This window comes from Micromonospora sp. BRA006-A, from assembly GCF_033433935.1.
Taxonomy (GTDB): domain Bacteria; phylum Actinomycetota; class Actinomycetes; order Mycobacteriales; family Micromonosporaceae; genus Micromonospora; species Micromonospora aurantiaca.
Genome location: NZ_JANCLW010000001.1, coordinates 6,210,134 through 6,223,010, shown reverse-complemented (window position 1 = coordinate 6,223,010; position 12,877 = coordinate 6,210,134). Strand labels below are relative to the sequence as shown.

Genomic DNA, 12,877 nt, shown 5'->3' with positions numbered 1-12,877 from the left:
TCACTCCACCCAGTCGCCGCCGCGCATCACCCGCACCACGTTCAGGTCGTCGTCCAGCACCACCAGGTCGGCGCGCAGGCCGGTGCGCAGCGCGCCCACGCGGTCGCCCAGGCCGATCGCCCGAGCCGGCGTGGTGGCGACCATCCGGCAGGCGTCCGGCAGGGCCACGCCCGCGCCGACCGCGTGCCGCAGCGCCGCGTCCATGGTGAGCGTGCTGCCGGCGATCGCGCCGTCGCGGCTGAGCCGGGCGACCCCGCCGGACACGGTGACCGCCTGGCCGCCCAGCTCGTACTCGCCGTCCGGCATCCCGGCGGCGGCCATCGCGTCGGTGATCAGCGCGGCCCGCTCCGGTCCGGCCACCGAGGTGGCGAAGCCGAGCATGCCGTCGTGCAGGTGTACGCCGTCGGCGACCAGTTCGCACACCACGTTCGGGGCCTCCAGCAGCGCCACCACCGGGCCGGGCTCGCGGTGGTGCACCGGGCGCATCCCGTTGAACAGGTGGGTGCCGACCGTCGCGCCCGCCGCCACCGCCGCCCGGGTCTGCTCCCAGGTGGCGTCGGTGTGCCCGACCGCCGCAACCACGCCGTGCGACACCAGCAGCTCGATCGCCTTGGTGGCGCCGTCGCGCTCGGGAGCGATGGTGACCATGCGTACGGCGCCGCCGCCCAGCTCGATCAGCTCGGTCAGCTCGGCGGTCGACGGATCGCGCAGGAACTCCGGGTTCTGCGCGCCGCAGCGGTCGGCGGACAGGTACGGGCCTTCGAAGTGGACGCCGGCGAGCACGCCGGACTCCACCAGCGGACGGTAGGCGGCGGTCGCATCGCGCATCAGCTCGAACGGGGAACTGACCAGGCTCGCCAGCAGTGTGGTGGTGCCGTGCCCGAGGTGGAACGCGGCGGCCTGCCGGGCCGAATCCGCGTCGCCTGTGGTGAACGTGTGCCCGCCGCCGCCGTGGGTGTGCATGTCCACGAAGCCCGGCACGATCCAGTGGCCGTCGCGCACCGACGGATACTCGGCCACGGCGGTGATCCGCCCGTCCGCGATCTCCACGCAACCCTGCCGGATGACACCGGTCGGGGTCACCACCTTGCCGGTCACGCGCCGGGTCATCGACTCTCCTTCGCCAGGGTGTCCAGGGCCAGCAGGGCGGCGCCCAGGCAGCCGGCCTCGTCACCGAGGTCGGCCGCGACCAGGCGCGGCTCGCGGTGGAACGTCAGCCGCTCCCGCAACGCCGTCCGCAGCGGGTCGAACAGCCGGGGACCGGCCTGGGCCAGCCCGCCGCCGAGCACCACTGTCGAGACATCGTAGAGCGCCTGCCCGGTGGCGAGTCCGTCGGCGAGCGCCTCGACCGCCTCCTGCCACACCTCCACGGCGAGCGGCTCACCGGCCGCCGCGCGGTCGGCCACCTGGGCGGCGGTGGTGGGCGCACCGGACAGCTCGGCGTACCGGCGCCCGATCGCCGAGGCCGACGACACCGCCTCCAGGCAGCCGGTCCGCCCGCATCCGCAGCGCGGGCCGCCGGGGCGTACCAGGATGTGGCCGATCTCCCCGGCGGCGCCGTGCGCGCCGGTGGCGGCCGACCCGTCGACCACGTGGGCGGCGGCGATGCCGGTGCCGATCGCGACGAACAGCACATGGCCGGCGTCCCGCCCGGCGCCGAGCCGCGCCTCGGCCAGGCCACCCGCCCGCACGTCGTGGCCGAGCGCCGCCGGCAGTCCCAGCCGCGTGCCCGCCAGCTCCCGCAGGGGTACGTCCCGGAAGCCCACGTTCGCCGACCAGACCGCGACGCCGCGCGCCTCGTCGACCACTCCGGGTACGGCGATGCCGCAGGCCACCGGCGTACGGCCGTCGGCGCGGGCCTTGCCGGCGAGCCCTTCGGCCACGTCGAGGATCGTGCCGACCACCGCCTCCGGGCCGCGCTGGGCACCGGTGGCGTGCCGTTCGGTGTGCACAGTCGTGCCGTCCGGCCGAACCAGGGCGCACTTCATCCCGGTGCCGCCCACGTCCAGCGCGACGACGACCTCGTCGCGTTCGCTCATGACATGGGCTCGCTTCGCTCGCTCATGCGGTGCCGGCTGGGCATGCGCTCACGGCCCTCGCTGCGCTCGGTGCGTTCGCTCATGCGGTGCCGGCTGGGCATGCGCTCACGGCCCTCGCTGCGCTCGGTGCGTTCGCTCATGCGGTGCCGGCTGGGCATGCGCTCACGGCCCTCGCTGCGCTCGGTGCGTTCGCTCATGCGGTGCCGGCTGGGCATGCGCTCACGGCCCTCGCTGCGCTCGGTGCGTTCGCTCATGCGGTGCCGGCTGGGCATGCGCTCACGGCCCTCGCTGCGCTCGGTGCGTTCGCTCATGCCAGGACCACGGACCGGGTCAGGTGACGCGGCGCGTCCGGGTCGAGACCGCGGCTGGTGGCGAGCGCGACCGCGAAGCGCTGGGCCAGGATCAGGTCGGCCATCGGGTCGACCGGGTTGCGGCCCGCCGACCAGCTCGTCAGCACCGTGCGCCAGCCGTGCGTGCGGCTGTGCACGAACGCGGCGCCGGTCGCGGCCACGTCCTCGGACAGGCCGTCCGGGATCTCGCCGAGTGCCCAGACCAGCCGGCCGGGTGCGGCGACCGAGATCGGGCCGTGCCGGTAGTCCATCGCCGGGTACGCCTCGGCCCAGAACGTGGCCGCCTCGCGGCACTTCAGCGCGGCCTCCTGGGCCAGCCCGACGGTCCAGCCGCGACCGAGGAAGGTGACCTGCTCGATGCCGGCCGGGTCGATCGGCAGCGGGGCGCGGACGGCGACCTCGGCGTCGGCGGCCAGTCGCCCGAGGTCCTCGCCGAGGTGGGCGCGCAGCAGCGCGAGCGCGGTGGTGGCGAAGCGGGTCTGCACCACCGACCGCTCGTCGGCGAAGGGCAGCGCGACTGTGGCGTCGGCGAGCGCGACGGCGGCCGAGTCCGGGTCGCCGACCAGGACCGTGGTGGGGATCCGCCCGCGCAGTGCGGTGAGCAGGTCGAGCACCTCGGTGGTGGTGCCGGAGCGGGTGATCGCGATGAGCCGGTCGTAGTGGCGGCCGGCCGGGAACTCGCTGGCCTGGAAGGCGTCGGTCTCGCCCTGGCCGGCGGCCTCGCGCAGCCCGGCGTACGCCATCGCCATGAACCACGACGTGCCGCAACCGACCACGGCGACCCGCTCGCCGGGGCGCGGCAGGTGCTCGGCGACGGTCGGGGCGAGTCGCGCCGCCTCCCGCCAGCAGTCGGGCTGGCTCGCGATCTCCGCGTGCACGTACGCCATGACAACTCCTCCCCAGGGGAGACCTTGCGCAATACGGCGCGATACGGCCGCCTTTCGCGCGTCATTCTGCGCGAAACCTGGTGGTCGTGGCAACCGTCTCCCCGTTCGCGCAGAGCAGGGTTTTGCGCGGACCCAGTTTCGCGCACTAGTGTGCACGCAACCGATCACCGTTCACGCACAGTCTGGGGAGGGCCCCGCGGTGGACCGCTACGCGCGCTGGAACGCGCTGCTGGAGATGCTGACCGACAGCGGCCGCGTCAGCGTCGAGGAGGCGGCCGGGCGGCTCGACGTCTCCCAGGCCACCATCCGGCGCGACTTCGACCAGCTGGCCCAGCAGCAGATGATCACCCGTACCCGGGGTGGCGCGGTCGCCAACGGTGTCTCCTACGACCTGCCGCTGCGCTACAAGACCGCGAAGCACTCGGCCGAGAAGCAGCGGATCGGCACCGCCGCCGCCGCGCTCGTGTCGCCGGGCACCGTCGTCGGTCTCAACGGCGGCACCACGAGCACCGAGGTGGCGCGGGCGCTCGCCGTCCGCCCTGATCTCAACACCAGCGCCGAGGGCGCCCAGCTCACAGTGGTCACGAACGCGCTGAACATCGCAAACGAGCTGCTGGTGCGCTCGCGGATGAAGGTGGTGGTGGCCGGCGGCGTGGTCCGGCCGAAGTCGTTCGAGCTGGTCGGCCCGCTCGGCGGGGCGCTGCTGCGCGAGGTCACGCTGGACGTGGCGCTGCTCGGCGTGGACGCGATCGACCCGCAGCTCGGCGCCGCCGCGCACCACGAGGGCGAGGCGGCCATGAACAGCCTCATGGTGGCCCGGGCCAAGCGGGTCGTCGTGATAGCCGACTCGTCGAAGCTCGGCGGGCACGCGTTCGCCCGGATCTGTCCGGTGGACCGGGTCGAGACGCTGGTGACCGACTCCGGCGCGTCGCCGGACGTGGTGGCGGCGTTCCGCGAGGCGGGCGTCCACGTCGTCTGCGCCTGACGGGCAAGGAGGGGCCCCTTCTTGACGCCTGCGGTAGAGGAGGGGCCCCTTTTTAACGCGCCGACACTGCATACCGGGTATTGCCTTCCGGTGCATACCGCGTATGGTGTCGCTGACGCCTACTTATCGGGGGAGGTCAGCTGTGTCGGCTGTCCTGGAGATCGAAGGTCTCCGCAAGACGTACCGGAGCCGGAAACGCGGGGTTCGCCACGCGCTCGACGGCTTCGACATGCGAGTGGAAGCCGGCCAGGTGCACGGCTTCCTCGGCCCGAACGGTTCGGGCAAGACCACCACGCTGCGGACGCTGCTCGGCCTGATCAAGCCGAACGGCGGCCGGATGGCCATCCTCGGCCAGGAGCTGCCGCACGCGCTGCCGGCGGTCGCCGGTCAGGTGGGCGCCATCGTGGAGAGTCCGCAGTTCTTCCCGCACTTCACCGCGCGGGACACGCTCGGCCTGCTCGCCCAGGCCGGTGAGCTGCCCAAGCAGCGCGTGGACGAGGTGCTGGAGCTGGTCGGGCTGCGCGACCGGGCCGGCGAGCGGGTCAAGACCTACTCGCTCGGCATGAAGCAGCGCCTCGCGGTCGCCTCCGCGCTGCTCAAGAACCCCAAGCTGCTGATCCTCGACGAGCCGGCGAACGGCCTCGACCCGGGCGGCATCCGGGAGATGCGCGGGCTGATGCGGGAGCTGTCCGAGGCCGGGATGACAGTGGTGCTCTCCAGCCACATCCTGGGCGAGATCCAGCTCATCTGCGACTCGGTCACCATCATCTCGCTCGGCCGCCGGGTCGCGTTCGGGCCGGTCGACCAGGTGCTCGCGGCCCACTCCCAGGGCACCGTGCGGGTACGCCTGGAGGCGGTCAGCGACCTGCCGCAGGCCGCCGACGCGCTCACCCGGGCCGGGGTCCACGTGGCCGCCGAGCCGGACCACCTGATGCTGTCCGGCGTGGACAAGCCGGCCACCGTCAGCCGGCTGCTCGCCGAGCAGGGCCTGTACGTCAGCGAGCTCACCCCGGTCGCTGTCGACCTGGAGAGCGTCTTCCTCGAACTGACCGCCACCGCGCCGGTCCCCGGCCAGCACCGTCAGGTCGATCAGTCCGCCAAGGTCGACCAGACCGGCACCGCAGGAGGTTGGGGCGCATGAGCCTGTTCGTCACCGAGCTGCGCCGGCTCGGCAAGCGCCGGGTGACCCGGCTGATGCTCGTGCTGCTGGTGCTCGGCCTGGCCACCGTCGCGACCGCGTTCAGCTTCTCCAGCGAGAAGCTCTCGCCCGTCGTGGTGGCCGAGGCCGAGGCCAAGGCGAACAACGACTACCAGTCCGCGATGACGGACTGGAAGCGCACCATCGCGGAGTGCGAGGCGGCCCAGGCGCGCGGCGAGAAGACCGAGGAACGGTACGGCCCGAACTGCGGCAAGGACTACCAGCCGCAGCCCGACATGTTCGAGGCGAAGTGGTACCTGCCGTACCAGTTCGACTTCCGGGCCGAGTTCCCCCTGTTCATCGCCGTGTTCGCCGCCTCCGTGGCGCTGTTCGGCTTCATCGTCGGCGCCTCCTTCGTGGGTGCCGAGTGGAACACCGGCGGAATGATGAACCTGCTGCTCTGGCGGCCGAAACGGCTGACCGTGCTGGGCACGAAGCTGGCCGCCCTGCTCACCACCGTGTTCGGCCTGACCGTGGTGCTCGGCGCGCTCTGGACGGCGGCGTTCTGGCTGATCGCCAGCCAGCGCGGCAGCACCGCGAAGATGACCGCCGGAGTGTGGCAGTCGATCGGGCTGGACGGTCTGCGGGCGCTGGGGATGACGCTGCTCGTGGCGGCGGTCGGGTTCGCGCTGGCTTCGCTCGGCCGGCACACGGCGATGGCGCTCGGCGCGGCGGTGGGCATCTTCGCGGTGAGCGAGATCGGCATCCGGATCGCGGTGGCCGTGCTCGGCGTCCAGTTCGGTGACCGGTACGTGCTGTCCACGTACGCCCAGTCGTGGTTCCTGAAGCAGGCGGAACTGTTCGACTACGACACCTGCCAGTTCTCCCAGGGCGCCTGCGAGCCTGCGACGTACGTGGTCACCTGGCAGCAGTCGGCGGTGGTGTTCGGCGTGGCGCTGTTGGGCGCGGTGGTGGCCGCGTTCTGGGCGATGCGGCGTCGGGACATCGCCTGACCTGGTCCGCGCCGCCGGCTCCCCCCGGCGGCGCGGACCCCGCGTCCGATGCGGCCGGGGGCGGCCCTGGTTACGCTGGGGCTCCCCCGGCCGGCGCGCTCCGCGTGCCGGTCACCCGCCGTCGGAGAGGAGCGCCATGTCCGCCGACGCCTCGCAGCGGGCCGCCGTCGACCGGTCCGGCCCGGCAGCGGGTACGCGCCACGCGGGCGGAACCGTTCCGCCACCGCGCACCGCTCCGCCCGTCGAGTCCACGGCACCCTTGGAGCCGTCGGAGTCCGCTCGGCCCGTCGAGTCCGCTCGGCCCGTCGAGTCCGCCGCGCCCGTCGAGTCCGCCGCGCCCGTCGAGTCCGCCGCGCCCGTCGAGCAGGCCGGTCCGGATGCGGCAGACGCGGCCGGTGCGGGCCCGACGCCGGCCGGCCTCACCGAGCGGGAGCAGCGGATCCTCGCCTTCGAGGCGCAGTGGTGGAAGCACGCCGGCGCCAAGGAACAGGCCATCCGGGACACCTTCGGGCTCTCCGCGACCCGCTACTACCAACTCCTCAACGCCCTGCTCGACCACCCGGCCGCGCTCGCCTCCGAGCCGGTGCTGATCGGCCGGCTGCGCCGGCTGCGGTCGTCGCGCGCCCGCAACCGGCGTCGCTGACCGGCGTCACTTCTCGTAGGTGCGCAGCCCGTTGCCGATGGCGAAGAACGTCGGCGCCCACTCGCCGATGAAGATGCCCCAGCGGTCCGCCCGCGCCACCCCGGCGCGCTCCATGTGCTTGGAGAGGAACCAGCTGGTGACCGAGAGGCCGATGCTGACGAATCCGGCGAGGTAGGCGTGCTCCGCCCGGATGCCGCCCTCGTGCAACCGCTCCAACATCTCGTACCCCCTGTCACAGGGACCGACCCGGTCGCGTTCGACGCTACCGAAGGTCCGGGGAAGATGACGCACGGTTACCGCGATCGGGGTCGGCGGCGGATGACCCGGCGCGGTCCGGGTAGGCGGCCGGCGACGACGAACGGAGGCCGACGATGGGGGCACCAGACCGCAGGTACGCGATCGGCAGCAGCCCGGCCCGCCCGGCCGCGCGGGCGCCGGTGATGCGGGTGCGTTCGGCCTCCGACCCGGCCCCCGGCCGGCCGGAGAACGAGGACGTGGTCTTCCGGTTCGGCCCGCTCGTCGGCGTCCTCGACGGGGCCACGGTGCCCGAGGGCTTCGACACCGGCTGCGCGCACGGCCCCGCCTGGTACGTCCGCCACCTGGCCGCCCGGATCGGCCTGGCGGTCGCGGCCCGTCCCGCCGCCACGCTGATGAGCAGCCTCGCGGCGGCGATCCTCGCGGTACGGGCCGACCACGGCGGGACGTGCGACCTCGACCATCCCGGCACCCCGTCGTCCACCGTCTGCCTGCTGCGGGCCGGCGGCGACCGGGTCGACTACCTGGTGCTCTGCGACAGCCCGCTGGTGCTCGACACCGACCGCGGGATCGAGGTGGTCACCGACAATCGGCTCGCGGACGCGGTGGCGGACCTGCGTCGCAGCGCCGCCGCGCTGCCCGACGGCGAGACCGACCCGGCGACCCGGTTCCGGCGCGCGACGACTGTGCAGCGGACCCGGATGAACCGCACCCACGGCTACTGGGCGGCGGCGAGCGACCCGGACGCGGCGTACCACGCGCTGACCGGGACGCTTCCGCTGCGCGGTCCGGGTGCGCTGCGGCGGGCCGCGCTGCTCAGCGACGGCGCCTCCTGCGCTGTCGACCAGTTCGGCCTGTTCGACTGGGCCGGGCTGCTGGAGGTGCTGACGGTGGAGGGCCCGGACGGGCTGATCGACCGGGTCCGGGTGGCAGAGCGGGACCACCCGGACCGGCTGCGGCGACGCAAGCGCACCGACGACGCGTCGGCCGTGCTCTGCGAGTTCGACAGCCGGCCGTGACCACGCTCACGCCGGAACGTCCGGTCGGATGACAACGCAGCGTGAGGCGGGAACACCCCCGGGGTACGACCGGACGAGGCGGTCGGCCATAGCGGCAATCCCTCCCCAAAGGGGTGGACGGTCCGGACCACGCGCGGCAGACTGCGCGACGTGACGGGTGCTGTACGGCTGGAGCCGGTGGACGAACGGAACCTGGAACCGTTGCTCTCCGTAGCGGCGGCTGAGGCGGAACCGGAGGACGTCATGCCTCCGGTGGACGCCCCGGCGGGCTGGTCGCTGGCCCGCCGTGACGCGTTCCGCGAGTTCCACCGCGCCAACCTCGGCGGGCTGAACGGCCCGACCGGCACCGCCATGTACGCGATCGTCTCCGGCGGTGAGGTCGTCGGCATGGTGCGGATGACCCGCCGGGACGAGCCGGGGACCGTGGAGACAGGCATGTGGCTCGGCCGGTCGGCGCGCGGCCGGGGCCTCGGTGCCGCCGCGCTGCGGCAGTTGCTGCACGCCGCCGCCGCGGCCGGGATGCACACGGTGGTCGCGGACACCACGCCGGACAACGCGGGCGCGATCTCGGTGCTGCGCAAATGCGGCGCGGAACTGCGTACCGAAGGCGGACGACTGCACGCCCGGATGTCCCTGGACTCGGCCCTGCCGATCCGCTGACCCGTTTCCTCCCCGGTCCACGTTTCTCCTGCCCAGAGCTGCCTCGGTGGGCGGTTTCGCGCTGCTGCGGAAGTGTTTTGCCGAGGGGGTGACGGGTACTGCCCGCGTCTCCGGGACCCGACTTCCCGGGGAGCGCGGAGGAGAGCGGATGAAGAGCGGATCACGGGTGGCGCTGGCCGTCGGGTTCGGTTACCTGCTGGGTCGCCGGAAGAAGATGCGTACCGCGTTGACGCTCGCGGCGGCGGTCGCCGCCGGGCGGGCCAGCCGGCGCCCGGGCGGCCTGAAGCAGCTCGGCGCGGACCTGATGGCCGCGAACCCGCAGCTGCGCAACCTCGGCGGGCTGGCACCGCCGCTGGTGGCCGCGGGCCGGGCGGCCGCGACGGCCGCCGCCGGCAACGGCATCGACGCCATCGGCGGGAGACTGCGGGAGGGCGCCGGCGCGTTGCGCCGCAAGACCGGCGCGAGCCGGCCGGACGCCGAGCGTGCCGCGTCGCACGAGGACCGTTCCAGGCCCGGCGCCGAGCGTTCCGCGCCGGACGAGGAGCAGGAACTGGACGACCAGCCCGCCGCGCCGGTGCCGGCCCGAGCCGACCGGGGGCGGTGAGCCGTGGCGACGGGCAGCCTGGCCGACCGGGCCCGCGACCAGATCGGCGGCGAGCTGCGCAACCTCGCCACCGCGCTCGGCGAACGGGCCGTGCAGGTGGTCACCGACCGGGTCACCGACGCCACCGGACGCCTGAGCGAGTACGCGAAGCGGGGCGGCGACCCGGGCCTGGTCGCCGCCGCCACCGGTGCGCAACGGCTCGCCGAGGGTGCCTCGCCGGTGACTGCCATGGTCAAGGCCGGCCTGGCCGGCGGTAAGGAGAAGCTGATGGCGGCGTTCGGTCGCAGGCGTGGCCGGGACGGCGGCCAGAAGCTCAAGGTCACGAACATCGTCGAGACGGTCGAGGTCGGCGTGCCGGTCCGGGTCGCCTACGACCAGTGGACGACGTTCGGCGACTTCCCGAGCTTCATGAAGAAGGTCGAGCAGGCCGACTGCGGCGCCGACGAGAAGATGACCTGGAAGGCGCAGGTGCTCTGGTCGCACCGGAGCTGGGAGTCGACGATCGTCCGGCAGATCCCGGACCGGCTGATCCACTGGCGGTCGAAGGGCGAGAAGGGCTCGGTCGACGGCACCGTCAGCTTCCACGAGGTCGGTCCGGAGCTGACCCGCATCCTGGTCGTGCTGGAGTACCACCCGCAGGGCTTCTTCGAGCACACCGGCAACCTGTGGCGGGCCCAGGGCCGCCGGGTCCGGCTGGAGCTGAAGCACTTCGTCCGGCACGTGATGACCCGGACCGTGCTCGACCCGGACGCGGTCGAGGGCTGGCGCGGCGAGATCGAGGACTCCCAGGTGGTCAAGGACCACGAGACCGCGCTGCGGGAGGAGCGGGGAGAGGCCGGGCCGGCGGACGACGAGTACGCCGCCTACGACGAGGGCAACGACTTCGACGACGATGAGTACGCCGGCGAGCCGGTCCTGACCGAGCCGGAGCGAGGCCGCAGCCGGACGGCACGCGGGCAGCGCGAACCCGAGCGCCGCCGCCGTGTCCCGGAGCGGCCCCGCCGCCCGGCCGTCCGCCGCCGCGACGAGCGCTGACCGGTCAGGACCGGCCGGCGGCGTACGACTCCAGGTGCGCGAGCTGCACCGGGTCCAGGGACGGGCGGACGCGGTTCCGGGCCGCCTCGACGTGCGCGGCGGTCACGGTGCTCGCCTGCAGCGACTCCCGCATGGCTGCCAGCGCCGCCTCCCGGACCAGCGCGGCGCAGTCGGCGGCGGAGAAGCCGTCCAGCTCGGCGCCGAGCGCGTCGAGGTCCACGTCCGGCGCGAGCGGGACGTCCCGGGCCGAGGCGCGGAGGATCTCCGTGCGGGCCGGACCGTCCGGCGGCGGCACGTAGACCAGCCGTTCCAGCCGGCCGGGACGCAGCAGCGCCGGGTCGACCAGCTCCGGGCGGTTCGTCGCGCCGACCACCACCACGTTGCGCAGCGCCTCAACCCCGTCCAGTTCGGTCAGCAGCGCCGCCACCACCCGGTCGGTCGTACCGCCGTCGGTGGCCTGCCCGCGTACCGGGGCCAGCGCGTCCACCTCGTCGAGGAACACCAGCGTGGGCGCGGCCTGGCGGGCGCGGCGGAACAGCTCCCGGACCGCCCGCTCGCTCTCACCCACCCACTTCGAGAGCAGCTCCGCGCCCTTCACCGACAGCACGTTCGCCCGCCCGGAGCCCGCCAGCGCGGTCACCAGGTAGGTCTTGCCGCAGCCGGGCGGACCGTAGAGCAGCACCCCGCGCGGCGGCGTCACGCCCAGCCGGGCGAACGTGTCCGGGTAGGTGAGCGGCCACAGCACCGACTCGGTGAGCGTCTGCTTGACCTCGTGCAGCCCGCCCACGTCGTCCAGCGTCACCGACGCCAGCTCCAGCGTGGACGCGGACATCGTGGTCGGCCGGACCACCTCCAGCGCGGCGGTGAAGTCGGACATCGCCACCGTCGGCGTCTCCGCCGTCTTCTGGCGCAGGGCCGCGCGTACCCCGGCTTCGCGGACCAGCGCCGCCAGGTCGGCCGCGACGAAACCGGGGGTACGGCCGGCCACCTCGTCCAGCCGGACGTCACCGGCGAGCGGCACCTCCCGGGTCAGCACCGTCAACTGTTCCCGGCGCAGCGCCGCGTCGGGCAGCGGCACGGTGATCCGCAGCGCGAGCAGGTCCGGGCCGCGCAGCGCCGGATCGACCGCCTCGGGGCGTCCGCTGGTGCACACCACTGCGGCACCGGCCCGCAGCGTCTCGGCCACCACCTGGCGGAACACGGTGGCCAGCGGGCCCGGCTCGTCGGCCGGGGCGATCGACTCCACGTCGGTGACCAGCAGCACGGCTGGACCGCCGGCGCGTACCGCCGAGGCCGCCTCGCGCAGCCGGCGGGCCGCCGCGTCGTTGCTGAGCGCGGCCAGCTCGGGCGCCCAGAGCGGCCGTACGCCCGCGCCGACCCTGGCGGCGACGGCACGCACCAGCGCGGACTTGCCCGAGCCTGCCGGGCCCTCCACCAGCACACCGAGCGAGACGGTGGTGCCGAGCCGGCCCAGCACCTCACGGTGGTGGAAGCCCAGGTCCAGCAGCTCGGTCAGCTCCTCGGCCTGGGCGCGCAGGCCGGGCAGCTCGTCCACGTCGGGCGCGTCCTCCGGACCGAGCAGATCCCCGTCGGGTTCCGTCCCGGGCGGCGTGGCGGGAGCGGAGACGCGTGCGGTGGCGGCGGAGGACGCCGGGCCGGAGCCGCGGGTGGCGGGACCGTGTTCCCAGCCCACCACCGTGTCCATGGTGACGAGCGCGCCGACCGCCGGTTCGGCCGACACGACGGTGAGCAGCGTGCTCGTCCAGGCGTACCCGACGGAACTCGCCAGACTGCGCCGCGCGGCCTCGATGAGGCCGCGCACGGCGGCGTCCGGCAGCACGTCCTGCGGCAGCAGCGAGACGTCGTCCCCGGTGGTGACCACCTTGCCGAGCAGCGCGAGCCGCAGCATCTCCGGCGGGACCGCGGCGACCACAGCGGCCGGGCCGGACACGGTGAGCCGGCGTGCCGGGGCCACCGGCAGCGGGCTCACCGTGACCTGGCCGCCGGCCCGCAGGCCGAGGTTGCCCAGCAGCAGATCGTCGGCGTGCAGGAGGGCGCCGCTGGTGCTCGGCTCGGCGGCGGCAGCGATGCCGGCGGTGACCCGGCGGCCGGTCAGGCGGACCGGGTCGCCGGGGCGCAGCGCCAGCGCGGTGAGCACCTCGGGATGCAGGCGCACCACGCCGCGACGGGCGTCGAGCGCGGCCGGCCGCAGCGTCGCGGTCAGGGTCAGGTCGGGTTCGGCCACCCGC

Annotated in this window: 14 protein-coding genes; 8 read left to right on the top strand and 6 right to left on the bottom strand. The window is 74.3% G+C overall.

All coding sequences use genetic code 11. The features are described 5' to 3' along the window. The 4 genes from nagA to NMK34_RS28495 are packed head-to-tail and all read right to left on the bottom strand — an operon-like array spanning position 1 to position 3,276. Positions 1-1,110, bottom strand: a complete 1,110-nt coding sequence (gene nagA, locus NMK34_RS28510; protein ID WP_318335908.1) for an N-acetylglucosamine-6-phosphate deacetylase — start codon at positions 1,108-1,110, stop codon at positions 1-3. Beyond that, positions 1,107-2,039 (bottom strand): ROK family protein, encoded by a 933-nt coding sequence (locus tag NMK34_RS28505; RefSeq protein ID WP_318335907.1) that lies wholly within the window; start codon positions 2,037-2,039, stop codon positions 1,107-1,109. Before NMK34_RS28505 ends, nagA begins: the two co-directional genes overlap by 4 nt. Further along, positions 2,036-2,350, bottom strand: coding sequence for a hypothetical protein (locus NMK34_RS28500; RefSeq protein ID WP_318335906.1), 315 nt, complete (start codon positions 2,348-2,350; stop codon positions 2,036-2,038). The genes NMK34_RS28505 and NMK34_RS28500 overlap by 4 nt, the downstream gene beginning before the upstream one ends. Continuing rightward, positions 2,347-3,276 carry a sugar isomerase gene (locus NMK34_RS28495; protein WP_318335905.1) on the bottom strand — a complete coding sequence of 310 codons (930 nt, stop codon included), beginning with the start codon at positions 3,274-3,276 and terminating at the stop codon, positions 2,347-2,349. The genes NMK34_RS28500 and NMK34_RS28495 overlap by 4 nt, the downstream gene beginning before the upstream one ends. Positions 3,277-3,475: 199 nt before the next feature. Here NMK34_RS28495 and NMK34_RS28490 point away from each other — a divergent pair, with 199 nt between their 5' ends. The 4 genes from NMK34_RS28490 to NMK34_RS28475 all read left to right on the top strand — a co-directional run bounded on the left by NMK34_RS28490 (position 3,476) and on the right by NMK34_RS28475 (position 7,055). Then, positions 3,476-4,261: a DeoR/GlpR family DNA-binding transcription regulator gene (locus tag NMK34_RS28490; RefSeq protein ID WP_013288879.1), complete on the top strand. Its 786-nt coding sequence runs from the start codon at positions 3,476-3,478 to the stop codon at positions 4,259-4,261. 142 nt (positions 4,262-4,403) lie between these two features. Then, positions 4,404-5,402: an ATP-binding cassette domain-containing protein gene (locus tag NMK34_RS28485; protein ID WP_318335904.1), complete on the top strand. Its 999-nt coding sequence runs from the start codon at positions 4,404-4,406 to the stop codon at positions 5,400-5,402. After that, positions 5,399-6,412 (top strand): ABC transporter permease subunit, encoded by a 1,014-nt coding sequence (locus NMK34_RS28480; protein ID WP_318335903.1) that lies wholly within the window; start codon positions 5,399-5,401, stop codon positions 6,410-6,412. The genes NMK34_RS28485 and NMK34_RS28480 overlap by 4 nt, the downstream gene beginning before the upstream one ends. A gap of 136 nt (positions 6,413-6,548) precedes the next feature. Further along, positions 6,549-7,055 (top strand): DUF3263 domain-containing protein, encoded by a 507-nt coding sequence (locus NMK34_RS28475; protein ID WP_318335902.1) that lies wholly within the window; start codon positions 6,549-6,551, stop codon positions 7,053-7,055. 6 nt (positions 7,056-7,061) lie between these two features. On the opposite strand, the gene NMK34_RS28470 is transcribed toward NMK34_RS28475, so the two are convergent. After that, positions 7,062-7,274, bottom strand: a complete 213-nt coding sequence (locus NMK34_RS28470) for a hypothetical protein (RefSeq protein WP_013288875.1) — start codon at positions 7,272-7,274, stop codon at positions 7,062-7,064. Between the two features lie 152 nt (positions 7,275-7,426). Here NMK34_RS28470 and NMK34_RS28465 point away from each other — a divergent pair, with 152 nt between their 5' ends. From NMK34_RS28465 to NMK34_RS28450, 4 genes are all read left to right on the top strand, one after another. Then, a complete protein-coding gene (locus NMK34_RS28465) occupies positions 7,427-8,329 on the top strand; it encodes a hypothetical protein (RefSeq protein WP_318335901.1) in 903 nt (300 codons plus the stop codon). A 150-nt stretch (positions 8,330-8,479) separates the two neighbouring features. After that, positions 8,480-8,989, top strand: coding sequence for a GNAT family N-acetyltransferase (locus tag NMK34_RS28460; protein ID WP_318335900.1), 510 nt, complete (start codon positions 8,480-8,482; stop codon positions 8,987-8,989). A gap of 148 nt (positions 8,990-9,137) precedes the next feature. After that, positions 9,138-9,593 carry a hypothetical protein gene (locus tag NMK34_RS28455; protein ID WP_318335899.1) on the top strand — a complete coding sequence of 152 codons (456 nt, stop codon included), beginning with the start codon at positions 9,138-9,140 and terminating at the stop codon, positions 9,591-9,593. A 3-nt stretch (positions 9,594-9,596) separates the two neighbouring features. Beyond that, entirely contained in the window at positions 9,597-10,628 is a 1,032-nt protein-coding gene (locus tag NMK34_RS28450) for an SRPBCC family protein (protein WP_318335898.1), read from the top strand. A 4-nt stretch (positions 10,629-10,632) separates the two neighbouring features. Here NMK34_RS28450 and NMK34_RS28445 read toward each other — a convergent pair whose 3' ends face one another. After that, the gene (locus NMK34_RS28445; RefSeq protein WP_318335897.1) at positions 10,633-12,873 is read right to left on the bottom strand and encodes an AAA family ATPase; all 2,241 of its coding nucleotides are present in this window, start codon (positions 12,871-12,873) and stop codon (positions 10,633-10,635) included. Positions 12,874-12,877 lie beyond the last annotated feature (4 nt).

Coding starts and splice junctions, on each gene's coding strand:
- nagA (WP_318335908.1), bottom strand. CDS start 1,110: ATGACCCGGCGCGTGACCGGCAAGGTGGTGACCCCGACCGGTGTCATC.
- NMK34_RS28500 (WP_318335906.1), bottom strand. CDS start 2,350: ATGAGCGAACGCACCGAGCGCAGCGAGGGCCGTGAGCGCATGCCCAGC.
- NMK34_RS28480 (WP_318335903.1), top strand. CDS start 5,399: ATGAGCCTGTTCGTCACCGAGCTGCGCCGGCTCGGCAAGCGCCGGGTG.
- NMK34_RS28455 (WP_318335899.1), top strand. CDS start 9,138: ATGAAGAGCGGATCACGGGTGGCGCTGGCCGTCGGGTTCGGTTACCTG.
- NMK34_RS28465 (WP_318335901.1), top strand. CDS start 7,427: ATGGGGGCACCAGACCGCAGGTACGCGATCGGCAGCAGCCCGGCCCGC.
- NMK34_RS28475 (WP_318335902.1), top strand. CDS start 6,549: ATGTCCGCCGACGCCTCGCAGCGGGCCGCCGTCGACCGGTCCGGCCCG.
- NMK34_RS28505 (WP_318335907.1), bottom strand. CDS start 2,039: ATGAGCGAACGCGACGAGGTCGTCGTCGCGCTGGACGTGGGCGGCACC.
- NMK34_RS28495 (WP_318335905.1), bottom strand. CDS start 3,276: ATGGCGTACGTGCACGCGGAGATCGCGAGCCAGCCCGACTGCTGGCGG.
- NMK34_RS28470 (WP_013288875.1), bottom strand. CDS start 7,274: ATGTTGGAGCGGTTGCACGAGGGCGGCATCCGGGCGGAGCACGCCTAC.